The following is a 20,335-nucleotide window of genomic DNA, read 5'->3' as shown; positions in this document are numbered from 1 at the left end:
ACGAGTGTGCCGCCTCCGGGGAGTGCCGGGTTCCGCAGGGTCAGAGCGAGCGCAGGAGCACCGACGGCTGTTCGACGCAGTCGGCCACGTACCGCAGGAAGCCGCCCGCCGTGCCGCCGTCGCACACCCGGTGGTCGAAGGTGAACGACAGCTGCACCACGTGCCGCACGGCGAGCTCGCCCTCGTGCACCCAGGGCTTGGGTGCTATCCGGCCGACGCCGAGCATGGCCGCCTCGGGGTGGTTGATGATCGGCGTGGAGCCGTCCACCCCGAACACCCCGTAGTTGTTGAGGGTGAACGTGCCGCCCGTCAGCTCCGCGGGGCTGAGCTTGCCCGCCCGCGCGGCCTCGGTGAGGCGGGCCATCTCCACCGACAGCTCGACCGCGTTGCGCGCGTGGGCGTCCCTGACGACGGGGACGACCAGCCCGCGGTCGGTCTGCGCGGCGAACCCCAGGTGCACGCCGGGCAGCCGGACGATCTCGTGCGCCTCGGTGTCGACGGTCGCGTTGAGCTCGGGGTACTTGGCGAGCGCGGCCGTGCAGATGCGGGCCAGCAGGGCGAGCAGCGACACCTTGGCGCCGCCGGGGGCATTCATGGCCTTCCGGGCGGCGAGCAGTTCCGTGGCGTCCGCGTCGACCCAGCAGGTGGCGTCCGGGATCTCCCGGCGGCTGCGGCTGAGCTTCTCGGCGGCCGCGCCGCGCACTCCGCGCAGCGGGACGCGCAGCCCGTCGGTCTTGCGCCGGCCGGCCGTGCGGGCCGTGCGGACGGCCGGGGACGCCGCACCGCGCGGCGCGGGGGCGGCCGCCGGTTCGGCAGTGGGTGCCGGCGCCTGGGCCGCGTGCGAGGCCTGAGCCGCCCGTGCCGCCTGCTCGACGTCCGCCCGGATGATCAGCCCCTCCGGGCCCGTCCCCCGTATGCGGCGCAGGTCCAGCCCGCGTTCACGCGCGAGCCGGCGGACGAGCGGCGATATGACGGCGACGGAGGCGGGTGTCCCGGCCGGCTGCGCGGCGCCGCGGTCCTCCGGCCGCACCCTGCGGCGGCGGGCCGCCGGCGCCTGGGTGCCGTAGCCGACCAGCACGTTGCCCGAACCCCGGGCGCCGTCCGGCCCCTCGCCCATGGGCTCCTGCCGCTCCCCCACCGCCACCGTCAACAGCGGCGAGCCCACCGGCAGTTCCGTGCCCTCCTGGCCGAAGCGGGCCGTGACGACGCCTCCGTAGGGGCAGGGCACCTCGACCATCGCCTTGGCCGTCTCGACCTCGACCACCGGCTGGTCGACGGAGACCACATCCCCCACCTCGACCAGCCAGCGCACGACTTGGGCCTCGGTGAGCCCCTCTCCGAGGTCCGGCAGGAGGAATTCCTTGACGACGGCCATCACCGCGCACCGCCCTCGGACGTCCACTCGGACTCCCACTGCAGGCGCGCCACCGCATCCAGCACCCGGTCCACGCCGGGCAGTTGGTGCTTCTCCAGCATGGGCGGCGGATACGGGATGTCGAACCCCGCGACGCGCAGCACGGGCGCCTCCAGGTGGTGGAAGCAGCGCTCGGTGATCCGGGCGGCGATCTCCCCTCCGGGACCGCCGAACCCGGTCGACTCGTGGACGACGACGGCCCGTCCGGTGCGCCGCACGGACGCGCAGACGGTCTCCTCGTCGAAGGGCACCAGCGACCTCAGGTCGACCACTTCCAGGTCCCACCCCTCGGCGCCGGCGGCCTCGGCGGCCTCCATGCAGACGGGCAGGGACGGACCGTAGGTGACCAGCGTCGCCGAGGTGCCCCGCCTGCGGACGACGGCCCGCCCCATACCGGGCACCTGCTCGGGGCGTTCGGGGTCCCATTCGTCCTTGGACCAGTACAGGCGCTTGGGCTCCAGGAAGACCACGGGATCGTCGGAGGCGATGGCGGCGCGCAGCAGGCCGTACGCGTCCGCCACGGTGGCCGGGGCGACCACGTACAGGCCGGGGGTGGCCAGGTAGTAGGCCTCGGAGGAGTCGCTGTGGTGCTCGACGCCGCCGATGCCCCCGCCGTAGGGCACCCGCACGGTGATGGGCATCGGCAGCGCGCCGCGGGTGCGGTTGCGCATCCGCGAGACGTGGCTGACGAGTTGCTCGAAGGCCGGGTAGGCGAAGGCGTCGAACTGCATCTCGACGACCGGCCGCAGCCCGTACATCGCCATGCCCACGGCCGCGCCGAGAATGCCCGCCTCGGCCAGCGGGGTGTCCGTGCAGCGGTCCTCCCCGAACTCCTTGGCCAGCCCGTCGGTGACCCGGAACACGCCGCCCAGCGCGCCGACGTCCTCGCCGAGCACATGGACGGACGGATCCTCGGCCATGGCGTCGCGCAGCGCCCTCCCGAGCGCCTGCGCCAGCGCGGTGGCCCTGTGTGCCGTCCCGACAGCAGCGGTGGTCATCGCCGCCTTCCTTCCTGGGGGCCGTCGTCCTCCCGGCAGGCCGGGGGCGATTCCCCGGCAGCGGCCAGCTCGGCCCGCAATTGTGCTGCCTGCTCGCGCAGTTGGGCAGTCTGTTCGGCATAAACGTGCGTGAAGAGTTCCATCGGGTCGAGCACGGGATCCCGGTGCATCCGCTCGCGCAGATCCGCGGCCATGCGCTCGGCCGCCTCCCGCGCTTCCCGTATCCCCGCTTCACCGAGCAGCCCGCGACCGGTCAGCTCCCGCTCCAGCAGGTCGATCGGGTCGTGGGCGCGCCAGGCCTCGACCTCGGCGTCGCTGCGGTAGCGGGTGGCGTCGTCGGCGTTGGTGTGGGCATCCATCCGGTAGGTGACGGCCTCGACCAGGGTGGGCCCGCCGCCGCTCCGGGCGCGGTGCACGGCCTCGGCCAGCACCTGGTGGACGGCGGCCACGTCGTTCCCGTCGACCAGCCGGCCGGGCATGCCGTATCCGACGGCCTTGTGGGCGAAGGACGGCGCGGCGGTCTGCTTGGCCAGCGGCACGGAGATGGCGAAGCCGTTGTTCTGGACGAGGAAGACGACCGGAGCGCGCCAGACGGCGGCGAAGTTGAGCGCCTCGTGGAAATCGCCCTCGCTGGTGCCGCCGTCGCCGACGAGGGCGAGGACGACGACGTCGTCCCCCTTCAGCCGCGCGGCGTGCGCGAGGCCCACGGCGTGGGGGAGTTGGGTGGCGAGCGGTGTGCACAGCGGGGCGATGCGGTGTTCGTGCGGGTCGTAGCCGGTGTGCCAGTCGCCGCGGAGCAGGGTCAGGGCCTCGACCGGGTCCAGGCCGCGGGCGACGGCGGCGAGGGTGTCGCGATAGCTCGGAAAGAGCCAGTCCTGCGGCTCCAGGGCCAGGGCGGCGGCGACCTGGCACGCCTCCTGTCCCGTGGAGGCGGGATAGACGGCGAGGCGGCCCTGCCGGGTCAGCGCGGTGGCCTGCGCGTTGTACCGCCGGCCGCGCACGAGCTCGCCGTACATCCGGCCGAGCAGCACGGGGTCGAGCCCGCCCGCCGCCGGGGTGCCCAGCACCCGGAGGGGCTCCGCGTCGGGCAGCAGCGGTGCCGGGTCGGTACGGGGCTGCCAGGCGGGCGGCGGGGCGGGGCGGTACGAGCCGGGCTGCTCCAGAACCGTCATGACGAGCACCTCCTCATGGGGACGGGCGTGACCGGAAAGCGTCCTGCGCTCTCCCTACCGATTGTTCGGTCGTCGGCGCATTTTGGCTACAGGCGGCCCGAGCCTGTGGACAAACGGTTCTCCACAGCCTGAGATATGCACAGGGCGTCCATGAAGGGGAGGCATGGCGGTATGCCGGACGAACAGATGGCCTTTTCGCAGGGGTTCCCCGGGGCTGCCCAGGGAAACAGAGCTCCCGCACGGCCCCTGGACGACATCGACCGCTCGATCCTGCGGATGCTCCAGGCCGACGGGCGGGCCTCGATACGGTCCGTGGCCGAGCGTGTGCACGTCTCACGGGCCAACGCCTACGCCCGGATCAACCGGCTCATCGACGACGGGGTCATCCGCGGCTTCAGCGCCCGGATCGACCAGGAGCGGGCCGGTCAGGGCGCATCGGCGTACATCACGCTGAAGATCGTCCAGAACTCCTGGCGCACGGTCCGCGAAAAGCTCCAGGACCTGCCGGGCGCGGCCCACATCGCCCTGGTGAGCGGCGACTTCGACGTCCTGCTGCTCGTCCACACCAAGGACAACCGCGCCCTGCGCGAGCTGGTGCTGACCAAGATCCAGGCGATGGACGAGGTGCTCAGCACACGCACACTGCTGGTCTTCGAGGAAACGGACCTGCTGGAGGAAGGGACGCCGTAGGCGCCCCGCAAGGGGCGCGGGGAACTGCGCGACCGGCCACAGCGGACCCGCACCCGAAAACCTAGATCCGCAACCCCGCAAACGCCGTAAGGCAAACGGCATCGGCCACCTCGTCCGCAGTGGCCGCACCCCCGCGCTCGGGGCGGTACCACTCCACCACGGAATTGATCATTCCGAACAACAGCCGGGTGGCCAGCCGGACGTCCACATCCGGCCGCAGGTCCCCGTCGGCCGCGGCCTCCTTGAGCAGACCGGAGACCCGGTGGTCGAACTCCCGCCGCCGCTCCATGGCCCAGCGCTCGGTCTCCGTGTTGCCGCGCACGCGCAGCAGCAGGGTCACGTACGGCAGCTCGGCGATGAGCACCTCGACCGTCCGGCGGGTGACGTACTCGAGCCGGCCGACGGCCCGCCCGGCGGTGGCACCCGGCTCCTCCAGCACGGCGAAGAGCCCGTCCAGCGCCCGGCTTATGGCCAGCCGCAGCAGTTCCTCCTTGCCCTTGACGTGGTGGTAGATGGAGGACTTGGAGATCCCGGCCGCCTTGGACAGGTGCTCCATGGACGTGCCGTCGTAGCCCCGCTCGTTGAACACCTTGACGGCGACCGCGAGCAGCGATTCGGGCGTGTAGGTGTCGCGTTTGGCCATGGTCATGATTAGAGCAGGCTCCCCTCGGCGGCCGCACGGCGGCGCAGTGGCTGGCAGGCGGCGTAGCGGCCGCCCGGGTACTCGCGGTCCATGTGCCGCAGGAAGCCGCAGACCCACCGGTCGCCCAGGCCGCGTCCCCAGTCCAGCGGGCCGCGCGGGTAGTTGACGCCGAGCCGCATGGCGGTGTCGACGTCCTCCTCGCCCGCCACGCCGCGCCCCACGGCGTCCTGGGCGAAGTCGACGAGCATGGCGACCGTCCGGGCGACGATCATCCCGGGCACGTCGCCGATGACGCTCACCTGCTTGCCCAGCGCCTGGAACAGGCCGGTGGCCGCCCGGACGCCCTCCTCCGGTGCGGTGCGGGAGGGCGCGAGGGCCACGCGGGCGCAGCTGCGGTAGTCGAGGGCGAGGTCGAAGTGGACGCGGGGCCCGGGCGCGTCCGAACAGGCCGCGCGTCCGTCGGTCAGCGCGAGCCGGACACCGCCGGGCAGGGCGAGATGTCCGGTGTCCCCGTCGCCGGGGGCCCGGTGGACGGCGATGCCCGCCTTCTCGATCAGCTGTGGCAGTGCCGCGGCGGCCGGCGGCAGCTCCCCGTGCAGCACGACGGCCCCGGGCGCCGGGCAGGGCGCTGCGGTGTGCGGCTGCGGCCGCTCCGCGCCCTCGGCGTGGTCGTACCAGCCCCGCCCCGTCTTGCGCCCGAGCAGCCCGGCCTCGACGAGCCGCTGCTGGGCGAGCGAGGGCGTGAACTTCGGGTCGTGGAAGAAGGACTCATGGACCGAACGAGTGACGGAGTTGTTCACATCCTGGCCGATGAGATCGGTCAGTTCGAAGGGACCCATCGCGAAGCCGCCGGACTCGCGCAGCACGGCGTCGATCGTCGCGGGGTCGGCGGCGCGCTCCTCGTACACCCGGAAGGCCTCGGCGTAGAACGGCCGGGCGATCCGGTTGACGACGAAGCCCGGGGTGTCGGTGCAGGTCACCGGGGTCTTGCCCCAGGCGGCCACGGTCGCGCGCGCCCGCTCGGCGGCGGCCGCGTCGGTGGCGTGGCCGCGGACGACCTCCACCAGCGGCAGCAGCGGGGCGGGGTTGAAGAAGTGCAGCCCGAGGAGGCGGCCCGGCCGGCGCAGGGCGCTGCCGATCGCCGTCACCGACAGGGACGAGGTGTTGGTGGCCAGCAGGCAGTCGTCGGGAACGACCGGTTCCAGCTCGCCGAACAGCTTCTGCTTGGCGTCGAGTTGCTCCAGAATCGCCTCGATGACCAGGGCCGTGCGGTCCGCGGGATCCCCGAGGTCCGCCAGGCGCGCGGCGGGGCGCAGCCGGGCGGCGGCCGCGTCGCGCGCGGCCTCCGTGAGCTTTCCCTTGGCCACGAGACGGTCGAGCCGGGCCCTGACGGAACGTTCCGCTTCCTCCGCGCGGCCGGCCACCGCGTCGTACAGCCGCACGGGGTGGCCCGCCAGCAGGGCGACCTGGGCGATGCCCTGGCCCATGGTTCCGGTGCCGACCACGGCGACGGTACGGGCGGGCTCGATGGCGGTCATGGCTGTGATCCTCCCCGATGAGTTGTCCACAGGTTCGCCGGGCCCCCTTGTCCCGACCGATCGTTCGGTTACTGTATCCATCGGGGGTGCTCCCGGTCCCCCGGATGCTTGCGCCCGCTCGAATTCGCACCGCTTCGCACCGCTCGTCTTCGTCCCAGCCGCTTTGTCTCCCGCTTTCACTCCCGCTTTGTCTTCCGCCCACTCGACGAGGAGTTGGTCAGACGTGACCGCCGGACTCAGCACCGACCAGTTGACCGAGAAGCACGGCCCCACCCTCGACCGGGCCCTGGAGACCATCCGCTCCCGCGGCTACTGGTCGCCGTACCCCGAGCACCCGAAGGCCTACGGTGCGGACGGCGTGCCGGGCAGCCTGGGCGCGGCCGAGGGGCAGACCGCCTTCGAGGCGCTGCGGGGCGGCCGTTTCGAGCTGGACCAGCCGGGGACGGACGGCTGGGCGGGTTCCGAGGTCTCGCCGTACGGCTTCCCGCTGGAGATCGAGTATCCGCACGCCGACGCCGACGTCCTGCTGCCCGCCATGCGTGCGGCCATGCCGGCGTGGCGGGAGGCGGGGCCGCGGGCGCGGGCCGCGGTCTGTGCGGAGATCCTGGCCCGGATCAACGCCCGGACGCACGAGTTCGCCCACGCGGTCATGCACACCAGCGGCCAGGCGTTCATGATGGCGTTCCAGGCCGGCGGGCCGCACGCCCAGGACCGCGGCCTGGAGGCCGTGGTCTATGCCCTCGCCGAGCAGACGGACGCGGCGCCGCGGTCCGCGGAGTGGGTCAAGCCGCAGGGCAAGCGCGATCCCCTGGAGCTGCGCAAGGAGTTCACCGCGGTGCCGCGCGGAATCTCGCTGCTCATCGGCTGCAACACCTTCCCCACGTGGAACGGCTACCCGGGCCTGTTCGCCTCGCTCGCCACGGGCAACGCCGTTCTGGTCAAGCCCCATCCGCGGGCGGTGCTGCCCCTGGCGCTCACCGTGCGCGTGGCGCGCGAGGTGCTGGGCGAGGCCGGGTTCTCCCCCGACCTGGTCGCGCTGGCCGCCGAGCGGGACGGCGAGGGCATCGCCAAGTCCCTCGCGGTGCGCCCGGAGATCCGCATCGTCGACTACACCGGCTCCACCGCCTTCGGCGACTGGCTGGAGACCAACGCCCGCCAGGCGCAGGTCTTCACGGAGAAGGCCGGGGTCAACACCGTCGTCGTCCACTCCACCGACGACTACAAGGGCATGCTCTCCAACCTCGCCTTCTCGCTGTCCCTCTACAGCGGCCAGATGTGCACCACCCCGCAGAACCTGCTCGTCCCGCGCGAGGGCATCGGCACCGACGCCGGGCACAAGGCGTACGACGAGGTCGTGACCGACCTGGCCGCGGCGGTGGACGGGCTGCTCGGCGACGACGCCCGGGCGAACGCCCTGCTGGGCGCCATCGTCAACGACCAGGTGAAGGAGCGGATCGACGCCGCGGGCCGGCTCGGCGAAGTCGCCCTCGCCTCGCGGACACTGGCCAACCCGGACTTCCCCGGTGCCACGGCGCGCACCCCCGTGATCGTGAAGCTGGACGGCGCCAAGCCGGACGCCGAGGCGGCCTACTTCTCGGAGTGCTTCGGGCCGGTGTCCTTCGCGGTGGCGGTCGACTCCGCGGAGGACGCGGTGCAGTTGCTGCGCCGCACGGTGCGGGAGAAGGGCGCCATGACCGTCGGCGCGTACACCACGTCGCCGGAGGTCGAGCGCCTGGTGGAGGAGGCCTGCCTGGAGGAGTGCGCCCAGCTCTCCCTGAACCTCACGGGCGGGGTGTACGTGAACCAGACGGCGGCCTTCTCGGACTTCCACGGCTCCGGCGGCAACCCCGCGGCCAACGCGGTGCTCTGCGACAGCGCGTTCGTCGCCTCCCGCTTCCGGATGGTGGAGGTGCGGCGCCAGGCCTGAGCGCTCCGCTGGGGGTGCGGTCCGGTAGCTGCGGGCCGGCTGTGGCCGGCCGCGCCCACGCGGCGGAGCCGCAGATCCAATGAGCCCTGCGCCCCTTCGGGGCGCGGTACCGCACCGGATTTCGGCAAGTCCGCCTACGCAGGCGCCGGACCGCCCCAGTGGAAGAGCGCCATGGCCACGCTGGTGGCGAGGTTGTAGCTGGACACCTGGGGCCGCATGGGCAGGGCGACCAGCCGGGTCGCCCTCGCCCGCAACTCGGGCGAGATCCCGTGCCGCTCGGAGCCGAAGGCGATCAGCGCGTCGTCGGGGAGGGGCACGGACCGGATGTCCTCGCCCTCCGGGTCCAGCACGAACAGCGGCCCGGAGGGCAGGTCGTCGAGCGGGAGCCGCTCCACGGCCGTGGCGTAGTGCAGCCCCGCACCGGAGCGCACCGCGTTCGGGTGCCAGGGGTCGAGGTCGCCGGTGGTGATCACGCCCGTGGCTCCGATGCCGGCGGCCAGGCGGATCACGGCGCCGACGTTGCCGAGGTTGCGGGGGTTGTCCAGGACGACCACGGGTGCCCGGCGGGGCTGTTGTGCCAGGGCCGCCAGATTGGCCTGCCGGTCGGGCCGGGCGGCCAGGGCGGCCACCCCGGTGGGGTGCACCCGGGGCACGAGCTCGCGCAGGGTCTGCACGGGCACCTCGACGAGGAGGGCGTCGAGCACGTCCGTCAGGTCGTCGGCCAGCTTGCCGGCGAGCGCCAGCGTGCCCGCCTTGTCGGTGGTGAGGGCGGGCCCGACCTCGGCCCCGAAGCGCAGGGCGTGCTTGAGCGCGTGAAACCCGTCGAGCAGCACAGCGCCGGGCGCGTCGGCGCCCCAGGTCAGATCCTCGGTCATGCCGTTCAGCGTACGGGCCTGCCGGGCCCCGAAGGGGCGCCGGACCCTATGGAATATGCGGCTCCGCCGCGTGGGCGCGCTCAGCCACAGCCGGCCCGCAGCCGTCGGACTGCATGCCTGGGTCCGGGGGCACAGCACCCGGCTTGGAGAAGGGGCGGGTCCGGGGAAGAAGCCCCCGCACCGCACCCCCCGCCCACCGCAGGAACCCCGTCGGCAGAAACACCGCATCGGCCACGATCATCGACAACGAAAAGAACGGCAGCCCCAGCATCACCGCGATCCCCACATGCTCGGCCATCATCACGGCCAACAGCACGTTCTTCACACGCCGGTTGAGCAGCGTGAACGGGAACGCGACCTGCACCGCGACCGTCCCGTAGCTCAGCAGCAGCACCACCACCGAACTGGCCGCCAGCGCGTGCGACAGCGAGGGCCACGGCGAGAAGTAGTCGATGTGCATCGGATAGTAGAGCGCGGTGCCGTCCTGCCAGCGCGAGCCCTGGACCTTGTACCAGCCCGCCGTGGCGTAGATCAGGCAGACCTCCGCCATGATCACCAGCAGGGCGCCGTTGTGCGCGAGATGGGCGATCATGTCGAGCACGGTGCGCGGCTCCCCGGGCGCCCGGCGGCAGGCCAGCCACCACAGCGCCTGGACGAGCCAGAGCCCCCACAGGGCCGCCGCCCACCCGATGCCGGGCAGGGGCCCCCGGTCCGTCCACGTCATCCGCGTGTCCATGAGGAGCTGCGCCGCGGCCAGGGCGAGGCCGCACAGCACCCACAGCACGATGCCGGTGGCGTCCCGGTCCCCGTCCCGCCCGGGGGCCTGCGCACGCCGGGCCGCCCGCCGTGCGTCGAGCGACCAGACCTGTCCGCAGCGGACGAGGATCAGATAAAGGGCCATCAGGTGAAGGACGTTGTCGCCGCCGTCCCCCACGAACACGCTGCGGTTCTGCAGCGACAGCACACCGATCATGGAGAGCACGGCCATGGTCCGGGTGCGCCACCCGAGCATCAGCAGCACGCCGCTGACGATCGCGAACGCGTAGACGGTCTCGAACCACACCGTGCCGTCCGACCACATGAGTGCGGTGAACGCATGGTTGTCGCCGGTGAGTTCACGGGCCATGCCCCAGCTCCACGGCGCGCCGGGCCCGTACAGCTCACGGCGGTTGGGCCACTCGCGCAGCAGGTAGCCGACCCAGGCGAAGGAGAGGCCGATCCGCAGCACGGCGGTCTGGTAGCGGCCCAGCGACGACCCGGTGACCCGGTCGAGGCCGCGCAGCAGCGCGGAGCCCGTCGGAGCGGTCGTGGACGTCGTACTCATCGGCCCGCCTCCACGCGGTCGTCGGTGGTGACCGGCCACCAGGCCAGGACGCGGTACACCGGCTTGGTGTCGGCCTTCTCGTCGTTCCAGGGCGGCGGGGCGATGGGGACGGTCACGGATCTCACCTGGATGCGGTCGACCGGGAGCCCGTCGCGCTCGGCGCCCAGCCGGGCGACGGCGATGCGGCGCATGTACTGCTCGGAGAGCCGTCCGCGCAGGCCGACGGGCTGCTCGCGCGCGTCGTGCGTGCCGGCGTAGAAGTCCCAGGCGCGGCGGAGCTCGTTCTGGCGGGTGTGGCTGGGGAAGGGGTTGTGCAGGATGGCGGCGCCGTCCTGGGCGGAGAGGTCCGTCCAGGGGGTGACCGCGGTGCTCCCGTCCGGCCGGCGCAGCTCGGCGCGCACCTGGACGGCGGTGTTCTGCTGGAGCGGGTTCGGAGCGAAGAACTTCCAGTTCTGTTCGAACTCCGGGTAGACGTAGGCGTCGATGGCCGCGGCGTGCTGTCTGCTCACCGAGTTCTGCGGCGCCACGTGCAGGAACACCATGATCAGATGCACGGCGGCCGCCAGGGACACCACCACGGCACCGGCGCCGACGACGACGCGGGCGGGCAGGGACAGCCCGGCCACTCCGCCCGCTCCGCCCTTCCCGATCGTCTCCTCGACGCCTTCCTCGCCACTCTCCTCGCCGCTCTCCACAGCCCTGCCGTCAGCCTTGCCGTCCATCCCCGAAACCCCGCCTGCCCCGCGCCTTTCCCGGACCGCCGCCTGTCGGCGTGCACCCGAACCGTACCCATGCCGCTCCGCGAGGCCCAGCGCGCACGGTTATCCACAGGCTTGACACCCTCCGAGCGCTCGGCCCACCATTGAACCGAACGATCGGTCGGTAGGGAGTAGGACGAGAGAGTACAGGGGGCACGGCATGACCATGACGGTGCCGGACGCACAAGCGCCGGAGGCGGTGTTCGATGCCGCGCTGGCCGCCGACGAGCGCATCGAGCCGCGGGACTGGATGCCCGACGCCTATCGCGCGACGCTGGTGCGCCAGATCGCCCAGCACGCCCACTCCGAGATCATCGGCATGCAGCCCGAGGCCAACTGGATCACCCGGGCCCCCTCGCTGCGCCGCAAGGCCATCCTGATGGCCAAGGTGCAGGACGAGGCCGGCCACGGCCTGTACCTCTACAGCGCCGCCGAGACCCTGGGCACCGGCCGCGACGAGCTGCTCGACAAGCTCCACTCGGGCCGCCAGCGCTACTCCTCGATCTTCAACTACCCCACTCTGACCTGGGCGGACGTCGGCGCCATCGGCTGGCTCGTGGACGGCGCCGCGATCACCAACCAGGTCCCGCTCTGCCGCTGCTCCTACGGCCCCTACGCCCGCGCCATGATCCGCATCTGCAAGGAGGAGTCCTTCCACCAGCGCCAGGGCTACGAGCTCCTCCTCGCCCTCAGCCGCGGCACCGAGGCCCAGCACGCCATGGCGCAGGACGCGGTGGACCGCTGGTGGTGGCCGTCCCTGATGATGTTCGGCCCGCCCGACGACGCCTCGGCGCACTCCGCCCAGTCCATGGCCTGGAAGATCAAGCGCCACTCCAATGACGAGCTGCGCCGGCGCTTCGTCGACATCTGCGTCCCCCAGGCCGAGTCCCTCGGCCTGACCCTGCCGGACCCGGACCTGCGCTGGAACGAGCAGCGCGGCCACCACGACTTCGGCGCCATCGACTGGGACGAGTTCCACGAGGTGCTCCGCGGCAACGGCCCGTGCAACGAGCAGCGCATGGAGCGCCGCAGGCGGGCCCACGAGGAAGGCGCCTGGGTGCGCGAAGCAGCAGCGGCCTACGCCGCGAAGCACACGGAACGCGGGCAGCACGCGAAGCACGAGGAGGCAGCGGCATGACCGGCACCGACTGGCCGCTCTGGGAGGTGTTCGTGCGCAGCAGGCGCGGCCTGTCGCACACCCACGCCGGCAGCCTGCACGCCCCGGACGCGGAGATGGCCCTGCGCAACGCCCGCGACCTCTACACCCGCCGCTCGGAGGGCGTCTCGATCTGGGTCGTCCCCTCCACCGCGGTCACCGCCTCCTCGCCGGACGAGAAGGACCCGTTCTTCGAGCCCGCCGCCGACAAGCCCTACCGCCATCCGACCTTCTACGAGATCCCGGAAGGAGTGCGGCACCTGTGAACCGCGTACCCGTGACGGCCGCACTCGCCCTGGGCGACGACGCCCTGGTGCTCTCCCACCGGCTGGGGGAGTGGGCCGGGAACGCCCCGGTCCTGGAGGAGGAGGTCGCGCTCGCCAACATCGCCCTGGACCTGCTGGGCCAGGCCCGCACCCTACTCTCCCTCACCGGCGACGAGGACGAACTGGCCTTCCTCCGCGAGGAGCGCGCCTTCCGCAACGTCCAGCTCGTCGAGCAGCCCAACGGGGACTTCGCCCACACGATCGCCCGCCAGCTGTACTTCTCGGCGTACCAGCAGCTGCTGTACGGCCAACTGGCCTCGGGCAACGGCCCGTTCGCCCCGCTGGCGGCCAAGGCCGTCAAGGAGGTCGCCTACCACCTCGACCACGCCGGGCACTGGACGCTCCGCCTCGGCGACGGCACGGCGGAGAGCCACGCCCGGATGCAGCACGCCCTCGACGCCCTCTGGCGGTACACGGGCGAGCTCTTCGAGCCGGTCGAGGGCGTGTCCGCCGACTGGCCCGTCCTGCAGGACGGTTGGAGCGCATACGTCACGGATGTCGTCGGCCGCGCCGGCCTGACCCTTCCCGACGGCCCCCGGGAAGGCGCCTGGACGGCGGGCGCCGGGCGCCAGGGCATCCACACCGAGCCGTTCGGCCGGATGCTCGCCGAGATGCAGCACCTGCACCGCAGCCACCCGGGGGCGGCATGGTGACCGCGCCCACCCCCCTCGAAGCGGAGCTCCGGGCCCTGGCCGGCGCGGTCCCCGACCCCGAGCTGCCCGTCCTCTCCCTCGCCGAACTGGGCGTCCTGCGCGGGCTGCACGTCCTCGGCCCCGGCCGCGTCGAGGTGGAGCTGACCCCCACCTACACCGGCTGCCCCGCCGTCGAGGCCATGGCGGCGGACATCGAGCGCGTACTGCACGAGCACGGGCAGGCCGAGGTGTCCGTGCGTACCGTGCTCTCCCCCGCCTGGTCCACGGACGACATCACGGCCGAAGGGCGCCGCAAGCTGGCCGAGTCCGGCATAGCGCCGCCCCGCCCGGGCGCCCGGGCGGCGGGGCCGGTCGCCGTCGGGCTGGGCCCCACCCGGCTCGCCGCGGAGCCCGCCGGCCCGGTGGAGCCGGTGCGCTGCCCGCACTGCGGCTCCGCCGACACCACCGTGCTGAGCCGCTTCTCCTCCACCGCCTGCAAGGCCCTGCGCCGTTGCGAGGCATGCCGCGAACCGTTCGACCACTTCAAGGAGTTGTAGATGGCAGCGGCCCGCCACGGCGTCTTCCACCCCCTGCAGGTGGCAGCCGTCGACCCGCTCACCGACGACTCGGTCGCCGTGACCCTCGCCGTGCCGCCCGCACTGCGCGCGGACTTCCGGCACGCCCCGGGCCAGCACCTCGCCCTGCGCCGCACCGTCGACGGCGCGGAGATACGCCGCACGTACTCCATCTGCGGCCGGGCGCCCGAGCCCGGCACGGAGGGGCCGGAGGCGCTGCGGGTGGCGGTGCGGCTGGTGGACGGCGGCGTGTTCTCCACCTACGCCCTCAAGGAGCTGAAGGCCGGGGACACCGTCGAAGTACTGCCGCCGGCAGGGCGGTTCGTGCTGGAGCCGCGCCCGGGCCGGTTCGCGGCGGTCGTCGGCGGCAGCGGGATCACGCCGGTGCTGTGCATCGTCTCGACGCTGCTCGCCCGGGAGCCCGCGGCCCGGTTCACCCTGGTGCGCAGCGACCGTACGACGGCGTCGACGATGTTCCTGGACGAGGTGGCCGACCTCAAGGACCGCTATCCGGAACGGTTCCAGCTCGTACAGGTCCTCTCCCGCGAGGAACAGCAGGCCGGGCCCGCGTCCGGGCGGCTGGACGAGGAGCGGCTCACCCGGCTGCTGCCCGCCCTGCTGCCGGTGGAGGCCGTGGACGGCTGGTTCCTGTGCGGCCCCCACGGCCTGGTCCAGGGCGCCGAGCGGGCCCTGCGCGGCCTGGGAGTCGCCCGGGACCGGATCCACGAGGAGATCTTCCACGTGGCGGACGCACCGGCCGCGGACGCCCGCCCCGCAGCGGCCCCCGCCCCCGACCGCAGCACGGTCACCGCGACGCTGGACGGACGCAGCGGCAGCTGGCCGGTGCAGGACGGCGAGTCGCTGCTGGAGGCGGTGCTGCGCAACCGCTCCGACGCGCCCTTCGCCTGCAAGGGCGGGGTGTGCGGGACGTGCCGGGCCCGCCTGGTGTCCGGCGAGGTGCGGATGGACCGGAACTTCGCCCTGGAGCAGGAGGAATTGGACGCCGGCTATGTGCTGGCCTGCCAGTCTCATCCGGTGACGGAGGAGGTGGAGCTGGACTTCGACAGCTGAGGCGCTTCCGAGTTGCCGGTGCCTGCCCTATCTTGACGGACCGTCAGATAACCGGGAGGCGGAAGGCGGCAGCAGGCCATGGACTTCACCTTCACCGAGGAGCAGCAGGCGGCCGCCGAAGCGGCCGGGGCCGTCCTCTCCGGCACCGCCCCGGACGGCGTGCCCAGCCCGGCGCTCGTTCCCGGCGCCGTCGCCGGGGACATCGACCGCGCGCTGTGGCGCCGGCTCGCCGCGGCCGACCTGCTGAGCCTGCCCGTTCCGGTCGAGTACGGCGGCGCGGGGCTCGGCCCCGTGGCCCTGTGCCTGGTGCTGCGCGAGGCGGGGAGGGTCCTGGCCCGGGTACCGCTGCTGGAGACCGGCGCCGCGGCCCTGGCCCTGCGGAAGTTCGGCGGCGCCGGGACGGACCGGCTGCTGCCGCCGATCGGCGGCGGGGAGCTCGTCGTGACCGTGGCCGCCCACGGCCGCACCGGGCACGACGGGGCCGAACTGGCCGTCACCGCCCGCCCGGTGAACGGGGGCCTGCGCCTGGACGGGCTGCAGACCGCCGTGCCCTGGGCCCGCAGCGCCGACCGGATCCTGCTCCCGGCCCGCACGGACGACGGCCGCACCGTCCTCGCCCTCGTGCCCCCCGACCGCCCCGGGGTCACCCTCGCCGACCAGGTCTCCACCAGCGGCGAGCCGTATGCGCAGGCCGTCCTGGAGTCCGTCCACGTCGGCGAGGGGGAGACCGTCACGGCCGAGGGCGCCTGGGAGTGGCTGCGCCGCCTGCTGGCCACCGGCACCTGTGCGCTGGCGCTCGGCCTGGGGGAGGAGGTCCTGCGGATGACGGGCGAATACACCGCGAAACGCGAGCAGTTCGGCCACCCCCTGGCCACCTTCCAGGCCGTGGCCGTCCAGGCGGCCGACCGCTACATCGACCTGCGCGCCATGGAGGCCACCCTGTGGCAGGCCGCCTGGCGCATCGAGTCGGGTGCGGAAGGCGCCCTCCCGGCGGCCGCGGACGTCGCCGTGGCGAAGATCTGGGCCGCGGAGGGCGTGCGCCGCGTCGTCCAGACCGCACAGCACCTGCACGGCGGCTTCGGCGCCGACACGGACTACGTCCTGCACCGCTACCACGCGTGGGCCAAGCAACTGGAACTGTCCCTGGGCCCGGCAGCAGCCCACGAGGAGGCGCTGGGCGACCTGCTGGCGGAAGGCGCCCCGTAAGGGGCGCGGGGCCGTTACTCCCCCAGCTACCTCCCCCAGCTACCGCTGGGGGTGCCCCCAGGAGGTACCCCCAGCGGCTCCGCCGCGTGGGCGCGACCAGCCCCACCGGCCCGCAGAAGAAGCGAGGCCTTAGATCACCGTGCCGGAGCCCCCGGCCCCGTCCACGACCGGGCGGCCCGAGGCCGCCCAGGCCTGCATACCGCCGTCCACATTGACGGCGTCGAACCCCTGCTGCACCAGGTAGTTGGTCACCTGCGCGGACCGCCCGCCCGACCGGCAGATGACGTGGATCCGGCCGCCCTCGGGCGCCTTCTCCGTCAGCTCGCCGAACCGCGCCACGAACTCGCTCATCGGCAGGTGCAGCGCAGTCTCGGCATGCCCCGCCTCCCACTCGTCGGCCTCGCGGACATCGAGCAGGAAGTCACCGGAGGACAGGGCGTCGACACCGACCGTGGGCACAGCAGAACCAAAAACCATGCCTCCGACGCTACCCGACCAGCGACGCCAGCCGGGCCTCCCGCTCGGCGATCTGCGCCACCAGGCCGTCGGCGATCTCCGTGAGCAGCCCGTCGGGGTCGTCCGGCGCCATCTTGATCATGGCACCGATCGCGGACCCCTCCAGCTCGGCGGCCACCGCCGAGAGCATCTCCTTGCGCTGGGCCAGCCACTCCAGCCGGGCGTACAGCTCCTCGCCGCGGCTCGCCCGCCGCTGCCCCGGCAACGGGCCCGCCGCCCACTCCGCGGCCAGCGTGCGCAGCGTCGCCTCGTCGCCCTGCGCGTACGCGGTGTTGACGCGCACGAGGAACTCCTCGCGCCGCTGCCGGTCCGCCTCGTCGGCCGCCAGGTCCGGGTGCGCCTTGCGGACGAGCTCGCGGTAGGCCCGGCGCGCCTCGTCGCTGGGCCGCACCCGCTTGGGCGGCTGCACGGGCTGCTCGGTGAGCATGGCGCCGGCCTCGGGGAAGAGGCCGTCGGAGTCCATCCAGCCGCCGAGCAGCTCCTCCGCCCCGGGCAGCGGCTGCACCAGGGCCCGCGCCTCCCGGGCCCGCCGGACGTCCTCGGCGCTGCCGCTGCGCGCGGCCACGGCCTCCGCGATCAGCGCTTCCAGCTCGTCGAGACGCGCGTACATCGGGCCGAGCCGCTGGTGGTGCAGCCGGGAGAAGTTCTCGACCTCCACGCGGAAGGTCTCCACCGCTATCTCGAACTCGATCAGCGCCTGCTCGGCGGCCCGCACGGCCTGCGCGAGCCGCTCCGCCGCGGGGTCCTCGGAAATGTCCGCCTCCGGATTCATCACGCGCCCCAGGGTACGAGGCGTCCGGCCGGGGCGGGGAACGGTTCCGGCCGGTCCGGCGCGCAGGAGGCCCCTACACCCCCGTCTCCGCCGCGATCCGCCCGCACCGCACCGCGGCGAGCAGCTCCGCGTGGTCCGCCTCCGTGCGGTCCGCGTACCGCACCGCGAAGTCGGCCAGGGCGTCCTCCAACTGCTCCCCCTTGCCGCAGTAGGCGCCTATGACCAGCGGGTCCGCCGTGTGCGCATGGGCCCGCGCCAGCAGGGCGCCGGTCATCCGCCCGTAGTCGTCGAGCTCGCCGGGGGCCAGCGCCGCCGGGTCCACGCTTCCCTTGCGGTTGCGGAACTGGCGCACCTGGTACGGCCGCTCCGCGACGGTCGTCCAGCCCAGCAGCACATCGCTGACCACCTGCATCCGCTTCTGCCCGAGCACCACACGCCGACCCTCGTGCCCGGTCTCCTCCTGCGGCTGCGCGAAGCCCGCGGCGGCCGCGTACGGCAGGAGGACCGACGGCCGCGCCTCCTTCACCTGCAGCACCAGGGCCTCGCCGCGGTGGTCGAGCAGGAGGACCACGTACGAGCGCAGGCCCACGCTCCCCGTCCCCACCACCCGGAACGCCACGTCCTGCGCCTCGTACCGGGCGGGCAGCGGCAGGAGCTCCTCGGGCAGCGTCCGCAGATAGGGCCCCAGCGCACGGGCGACCGCCGCGGCCTCGCCGTCCGGGATCCTGCGCAGCACGGGCGGGGCGTCCACGAAGCGCCGGCCGCCCCGGCCGTCCGGCTCCGTCGCCCCGGCCGCGAAGCGGGCGCTCGTGTTGCGCCGGGCCTTGGCCGCGACCTTCTCCAGCGTGCCCAACAGCTGGTGCGCCTCCGCGTGCGAGACGAGTTCCTCGTCGGTGACCGCGTTCCACGCGTCGGTCACCGGCATCCGCGCCAGCAGCCGCATCGTCCGCCGGTAGGCGCCCGCCGCGTCCCGCGCGGCGGCGCGGCAGACGTCCTCGCCCGCGCCCGCCTCCCGGCCGGCCAGCACCAGCGAGGCGGCGAGCCGCTTCACGTCCCACTCCCACGGCCCGTACACGGTCTCGTCGAAGTCGTTGAGATCGATGACCAGTTCACCGCGCGCATCGCCGTAGAGGCCGAAGTTCGCGGCGTGCGCATCGCCGCAGAGCTGCGCGCCGAGGCCGGTGACGGGCGTGCCGGCCAGGTCGTGCCCCATGAGCCCGGCCGAGCCGCGCAGGAAGGCGAAGGGGGAGGCCGCCATGCGGCCGACCCTGATCGGCGTCAGCTCGGGCAGCCGCCCGGCGTTCGACGCCTCGACCGACTCCACGGCCCCGGGCCGCCCGGGCGCCGGTCTCCACCGGGCGTGCGCCGAGCGCAGCGCGCGCTCCCGCAGCGCCCTGCCCGCGGCCTTGCCGCCCACACCCTCGGCAGGCCCGGCGAACCCCGGTACGTACGGCAGTCGTGACATCGCAGCACTCCCCCGGCCGGAAGACGTCAACTGCCCCCGACCGTACCGCCGTCCACCGACAACGCCCCCGGAAGTGCAGCGGCCGGTCTCAGCGGAACCGCTCGGGGCAGCCGCTGCCGCCGTCCAGGTGCTGCTCCGCCCACCGCCCCAGCTCCTTGAGCGCGGGCTCCAGCGCCTTGCCCGCCTCGGTCAGCCGGTAGGCGACCCGCAGCGGCGGGCCGGCGTCCACCTCGCGCAGCAGCAGGCCCGCGGCGGCCAGCTCGGTGAGCCGGTCCGAGAGCATGCGCTCGCTGATGCCCGGAATGGCGCGCCGCAGGTCGGCGAAGTACGCGGGCCCCGCCAGCAGCGTGGCCACGATCAGGCCCGTCCAGCGCTTGCCGAAGAGCCCGAAGACACGCGTAATGCCCTCGCCGACGCTCTTGCACGCCTGCTCACCGTGATCCGCCATGCCTCCAGGGTACTCCCCTGCCGTTGGTTACTGCAGAAAAGTAAGCTCCTGTGCTATCAATAGTTCCGTACGGAACTTCATCTCGTCATTCCGGAGTTTTCTCATGGCCACGCTGCTGATTCTCGACTCCTCCGCCCTCCCCCAGGGCTCCGCCTCCCGCGATGTCACGGCCACCTTCCGCAAGGCCTGGGAGGAGCAGCACCCCGAGGGCACGGTCGTCCACCGCGACCTCGCCGCGAACCCGCTGCCGCACATCACCGCGGCCGGCATATCCGCCCAGTTCGCCGACCCCGCCGAGCGCACCGAGGAGCAGCGGGCCGCCTTCGCCCTGCGCGAGGAGCTGGCCGCCGAACTGGAGGCCGCGGACGCGGTGCTCATCGGCGCCCCGATGTACAACTTCACGGTCCCCTCGAGCCTCAAGGCCTGGCTGGACCACGTGATCATCATGGGCCGCACGGCCGGCGAGAACTCCTCCGTCGCCGGCAAGCCGGTCACCGTCGTCGCCAGCCGCGGCGGCTCCTACGCGCCGGGCACCCCGCGCGACGGCTTCGATTTCGCGGCCACGTACATGGAGAAGGTGCTCAACGGCGCGCTCGGCCTGGAGGTCGACGTCATCACCCCCGAGCTCACCCTGGCCCGCTCCGTCCCCGCGATGGCCGACCTGATCGACAAGGCGGACGCCTCCCGCACGGCGGCCCACGAGGAGGCCGCCGCCAAGGCCAAGGCCCTGGCCGCCCGCCTCGCCGCCTGACCGGCACCCTCACCCGCGCCAGGGGGCGCCCGGGAATTCCCGGGCGCCCCCTGCTGCTGCACGGCTACCCTCGTCGGC

General features: G+C 73.4%; 21 protein-coding genes. 9 read left to right on the top strand and 12 right to left on the bottom strand.

Features of this window, described 5'->3' with window-relative positions:
• Positions 1-40 precede the first annotated feature (40 nt).
• The 3 genes from ACLHRZ_RS15460 to pdhA are packed head-to-tail and all read right to left on the bottom strand — an operon-like array spanning position 41 to position 3,584.
• A complete protein-coding gene (locus ACLHRZ_RS15460; protein ID WP_490419159.1) occupies positions 41-1,375 on the bottom strand; it encodes a dihydrolipoamide acetyltransferase family protein in 1,335 nt (444 codons plus the stop codon).
• A complete protein-coding gene (locus ACLHRZ_RS15455; RefSeq protein WP_490418994.1) occupies positions 1,375-2,412 on the bottom strand; it encodes an alpha-ketoacid dehydrogenase subunit beta in 1,038 nt (345 codons plus the stop codon). Before ACLHRZ_RS15455 ends, ACLHRZ_RS15460 begins: the two co-directional genes overlap by 1 nt.
• Positions 2,409-3,584, bottom strand: coding sequence for a pyruvate dehydrogenase (acetyl-transferring) E1 component subunit alpha (gene pdhA / locus ACLHRZ_RS15450; protein ID WP_490418993.1), 1,176 nt, complete (start codon positions 3,582-3,584; stop codon positions 2,409-2,411). The genes ACLHRZ_RS15455 and pdhA overlap by 4 nt, the downstream gene beginning before the upstream one ends.
• 171 nt (positions 3,585-3,755) lie before the next feature.
• Between pdhA and ACLHRZ_RS15445 the strand changes: the two genes are divergently transcribed.
• Complete coding sequence (locus tag ACLHRZ_RS15445; RefSeq protein ID WP_490418992.1) at positions 3,756-4,274, top strand: Lrp/AsnC family transcriptional regulator; 519 nt, start codon at positions 3,756-3,758, stop codon at positions 4,272-4,274.
• A 61-nt stretch (positions 4,275-4,335) separates the two neighbouring features.
• Here the strand turns inward: ACLHRZ_RS15445 and ACLHRZ_RS15440 are convergent, their stop codons facing one another.
• Both ACLHRZ_RS15440 and ACLHRZ_RS15435 read right to left on the bottom strand, forming a co-directional pair.
• Positions 4,336-4,923: a TetR/AcrR family transcriptional regulator gene (locus tag ACLHRZ_RS15440; RefSeq protein WP_490418991.1), complete on the bottom strand. Its 588-nt coding sequence runs from the start codon at positions 4,921-4,923 to the stop codon at positions 4,336-4,338.
• Between the two features lie 2 nt (positions 4,924-4,925).
• Entirely contained in the window at positions 4,926-6,455 is a 1,530-nt protein-coding gene (locus ACLHRZ_RS15435) for a 3-hydroxyacyl-CoA dehydrogenase (protein ID WP_490418990.1), read from the bottom strand.
• Positions 6,456-6,678: 223 nt separating this feature from the next.
• Between ACLHRZ_RS15435 and paaN the strand changes: the two genes are divergently transcribed.
• Positions 6,679-8,382 (top strand): phenylacetic acid degradation protein PaaN, encoded by a 1,704-nt coding sequence (gene paaN, locus ACLHRZ_RS15430; RefSeq protein WP_490418989.1) that lies wholly within the window; start codon positions 6,679-6,681, stop codon positions 8,380-8,382.
• Between the two features lie 134 nt (positions 8,383-8,516).
• Here paaN and ACLHRZ_RS15425 read toward each other — a convergent pair whose 3' ends face one another.
• Genes ACLHRZ_RS15425 through ACLHRZ_RS15415 form a run of 3 tightly spaced genes read right to left on the bottom strand, consistent with a single transcriptional unit; the run spans position 8,517 to position 11,303 of the window.
• Complete coding sequence (locus tag ACLHRZ_RS15425) at positions 8,517-9,257, bottom strand: TrmH family RNA methyltransferase (RefSeq protein ID WP_490418988.1); 741 nt, start codon at positions 9,255-9,257, stop codon at positions 8,517-8,519.
• 46 nt (positions 9,258-9,303) lie between these two features.
• Entirely contained in the window at positions 9,304-10,581 is a 1,278-nt protein-coding gene (locus ACLHRZ_RS15420; protein WP_490418987.1) for an HTTM domain-containing protein, read from the bottom strand.
• Positions 10,578-11,303 carry a DUF5819 family protein gene (locus ACLHRZ_RS15415; protein ID WP_490418986.1) on the bottom strand — a complete coding sequence of 242 codons (726 nt, stop codon included), beginning with the start codon at positions 11,301-11,303 and terminating at the stop codon, positions 10,578-10,580. The genes ACLHRZ_RS15420 and ACLHRZ_RS15415 overlap by 4 nt, the downstream gene beginning before the upstream one ends.
• Positions 11,304-11,499: 196 nt before the next feature.
• On the opposite strand from ACLHRZ_RS15415, the gene paaA reads away from it, so the two are divergent.
• The 6 genes from paaA to ACLHRZ_RS15385 all read left to right on the top strand — a co-directional run bounded on the left by paaA (position 11,500) and on the right by ACLHRZ_RS15385 (position 16,305).
• On the top strand, positions 11,500-12,477 hold the full coding sequence (paaA, locus tag ACLHRZ_RS15410; RefSeq protein ID WP_490418985.1) for a 1,2-phenylacetyl-CoA epoxidase subunit PaaA: 978 nt from the start codon (positions 11,500-11,502) through the stop codon (positions 12,475-12,477).
• Positions 12,474-12,761: a 1,2-phenylacetyl-CoA epoxidase subunit PaaB gene (gene paaB / locus ACLHRZ_RS15405; RefSeq protein WP_490418984.1), complete on the top strand. Its 288-nt coding sequence runs from the start codon at positions 12,474-12,476 to the stop codon at positions 12,759-12,761. The genes paaA and paaB overlap by 4 nt, the downstream gene beginning before the upstream one ends.
• 11 nt (positions 12,762-12,772) lie before the next feature.
• Complete coding sequence (gene paaC, locus ACLHRZ_RS15400) at positions 12,773-13,474, top strand: 1,2-phenylacetyl-CoA epoxidase subunit PaaC (protein WP_490419158.1); 702 nt, start codon at positions 12,773-12,775, stop codon at positions 13,472-13,474.
• Positions 13,468-14,010 (top strand): 1,2-phenylacetyl-CoA epoxidase subunit PaaD, encoded by a 543-nt coding sequence (gene paaD / locus ACLHRZ_RS15395; RefSeq protein WP_490418983.1) that lies wholly within the window; start codon positions 13,468-13,470, stop codon positions 14,008-14,010. The genes paaC and paaD overlap by 7 nt, the downstream gene beginning before the upstream one ends.
• The gene (gene paaE / locus ACLHRZ_RS15390; RefSeq protein ID WP_490418982.1) at positions 14,011-15,099 is read left to right on the top strand and encodes a 1,2-phenylacetyl-CoA epoxidase subunit PaaE; all 1,089 of its coding nucleotides are present in this window, start codon (positions 14,011-14,013) and stop codon (positions 15,097-15,099) included.
• Positions 15,100-15,177: 78 nt separating this feature from the next.
• A complete protein-coding gene (locus tag ACLHRZ_RS15385) occupies positions 15,178-16,305 on the top strand; it encodes an acyl-CoA dehydrogenase family protein (RefSeq protein ID WP_490418981.1) in 1,128 nt (375 codons plus the stop codon).
• Positions 16,306-16,434: 129 nt separating this feature from the next.
• Here ACLHRZ_RS15385 and ACLHRZ_RS15380 read toward each other — a convergent pair whose 3' ends face one another.
• The 4 genes from ACLHRZ_RS15380 to ACLHRZ_RS15365 form a co-directional block, all read right to left on the bottom strand.
• Positions 16,435-16,782 (bottom strand): rhodanese-like domain-containing protein, encoded by a 348-nt coding sequence (locus ACLHRZ_RS15380; RefSeq protein ID WP_490418980.1) that lies wholly within the window; start codon positions 16,780-16,782, stop codon positions 16,435-16,437.
• Between the two features lie 10 nt (positions 16,783-16,792).
• Entirely contained in the window at positions 16,793-17,593 is an 801-nt protein-coding gene (locus tag ACLHRZ_RS15375) for a hypothetical protein (RefSeq protein ID WP_490419157.1), read from the bottom strand.
• 73 nt (positions 17,594-17,666) lie between these two features.
• The gene (locus tag ACLHRZ_RS15370; RefSeq protein WP_490418979.1) at positions 17,667-19,058 is read right to left on the bottom strand and encodes a DUF2252 domain-containing protein; all 1,392 of its coding nucleotides are present in this window, start codon (positions 19,056-19,058) and stop codon (positions 17,667-17,669) included.
• An 88-nt stretch (positions 19,059-19,146) separates the two neighbouring features.
• Entirely contained in the window at positions 19,147-19,506 is a 360-nt protein-coding gene (locus tag ACLHRZ_RS15365; RefSeq protein WP_490418978.1) for a winged helix-turn-helix transcriptional regulator, read from the bottom strand.
• Positions 19,507-19,609: 103 nt separating this feature from the next.
• On the opposite strand from ACLHRZ_RS15365, the gene ACLHRZ_RS15360 reads away from it, so the two are divergent.
• On the top strand, positions 19,610-20,257 hold the full coding sequence (locus ACLHRZ_RS15360; RefSeq protein WP_490418977.1) for an FMN-dependent NADH-azoreductase: 648 nt from the start codon (positions 19,610-19,612) through the stop codon (positions 20,255-20,257).
• Positions 20,258-20,335 lie beyond the last annotated feature (78 nt).

It is taken from the genome of Streptomyces sp. AM25 (assembly GCF_058146165.1).
This window is presented reverse-complemented; position numbering and strand designations above follow the sequence as displayed.

What these genes read in the sequence shown, in the direction of transcription:
- ACLHRZ_RS15455 (WP_490418994.1), bottom strand. Translation starts at nt 2,412, where the DNA reads ATGACCACCGCTGCTGTCGGGACGGCACACAGGGCCACCGCGCTGGCG.
- ACLHRZ_RS15370 (WP_490418979.1), bottom strand. Translation starts at nt 19,058, where the DNA reads ATGTCACGACTGCCGTACGTACCGGGGTTCGCCGGGCCTGCCGAGGGT.
- ACLHRZ_RS15415 (WP_490418986.1), bottom strand. Translation starts at nt 11,303, where the DNA reads ATGGACGGCAAGGCTGACGGCAGGGCTGTGGAGAGCGGCGAGGAGAGT.
- ACLHRZ_RS15360 (WP_490418977.1), top strand. Translation starts at nt 19,610, where the DNA reads ATGGCCACGCTGCTGATTCTCGACTCCTCCGCCCTCCCCCAGGGCTCC.
- paaB (WP_490418984.1), top strand. Translation starts at nt 12,474, where the DNA reads ATGACCGGCACCGACTGGCCGCTCTGGGAGGTGTTCGTGCGCAGCAGG.
- ACLHRZ_RS15460 (WP_490419159.1), bottom strand. Translation starts at nt 1,375, where the DNA reads ATGGCCGTCGTCAAGGAATTCCTCCTGCCGGACCTCGGAGAGGGGCTC.
- ACLHRZ_RS15365 (WP_490418978.1), bottom strand. Translation starts at nt 19,506, where the DNA reads ATGGCGGATCACGGTGAGCAGGCGTGCAAGAGCGTCGGCGAGGGCATT.
- ACLHRZ_RS15375 (WP_490419157.1), bottom strand. Translation starts at nt 17,593, where the DNA reads ATGAATCCGGAGGCGGACATTTCCGAGGACCCCGCGGCGGAGCGGCTC.
- paaD (WP_490418983.1), top strand. Translation starts at nt 13,468, where the DNA reads ATGGTGACCGCGCCCACCCCCCTCGAAGCGGAGCTCCGGGCCCTGGCC.
- ACLHRZ_RS15380 (WP_490418980.1), bottom strand. Translation starts at nt 16,782, where the DNA reads ATGGTTTTTGGTTCTGCTGTGCCCACGGTCGGTGTCGACGCCCTGTCC.
- paaA (WP_490418985.1), top strand. Translation starts at nt 11,500, where the DNA reads ATGACCATGACGGTGCCGGACGCACAAGCGCCGGAGGCGGTGTTCGAT.
- paaE (WP_490418982.1), top strand. Translation starts at nt 14,011, where the DNA reads ATGGCAGCGGCCCGCCACGGCGTCTTCCACCCCCTGCAGGTGGCAGCC.
- ACLHRZ_RS15440 (WP_490418991.1), bottom strand. Translation starts at nt 4,923, where the DNA reads ATGACCATGGCCAAACGCGACACCTACACGCCCGAATCGCTGCTCGCG.
- ACLHRZ_RS15425 (WP_490418988.1), bottom strand. Translation starts at nt 9,257, where the DNA reads ATGACCGAGGATCTGACCTGGGGCGCCGACGCGCCCGGCGCTGTGCTG.
- ACLHRZ_RS15385 (WP_490418981.1), top strand. Translation starts at nt 15,178, where the DNA reads ATGGACTTCACCTTCACCGAGGAGCAGCAGGCGGCCGCCGAAGCGGCC.
- ACLHRZ_RS15420 (WP_490418987.1), bottom strand. Translation starts at nt 10,581, where the DNA reads ATGAGTACGACGTCCACGACCGCTCCGACGGGCTCCGCGCTGCTGCGC.
- ACLHRZ_RS15435 (WP_490418990.1), bottom strand. Translation starts at nt 6,455, where the DNA reads ATGACCGCCATCGAGCCCGCCCGTACCGTCGCCGTGGTCGGCACCGGA.
- ACLHRZ_RS15445 (WP_490418992.1), top strand. Translation starts at nt 3,756, where the DNA reads ATGCCGGACGAACAGATGGCCTTTTCGCAGGGGTTCCCCGGGGCTGCC.
- pdhA (WP_490418993.1), bottom strand. Translation starts at nt 3,584, where the DNA reads ATGACGGTTCTGGAGCAGCCCGGCTCGTACCGCCCCGCCCCGCCGCCC.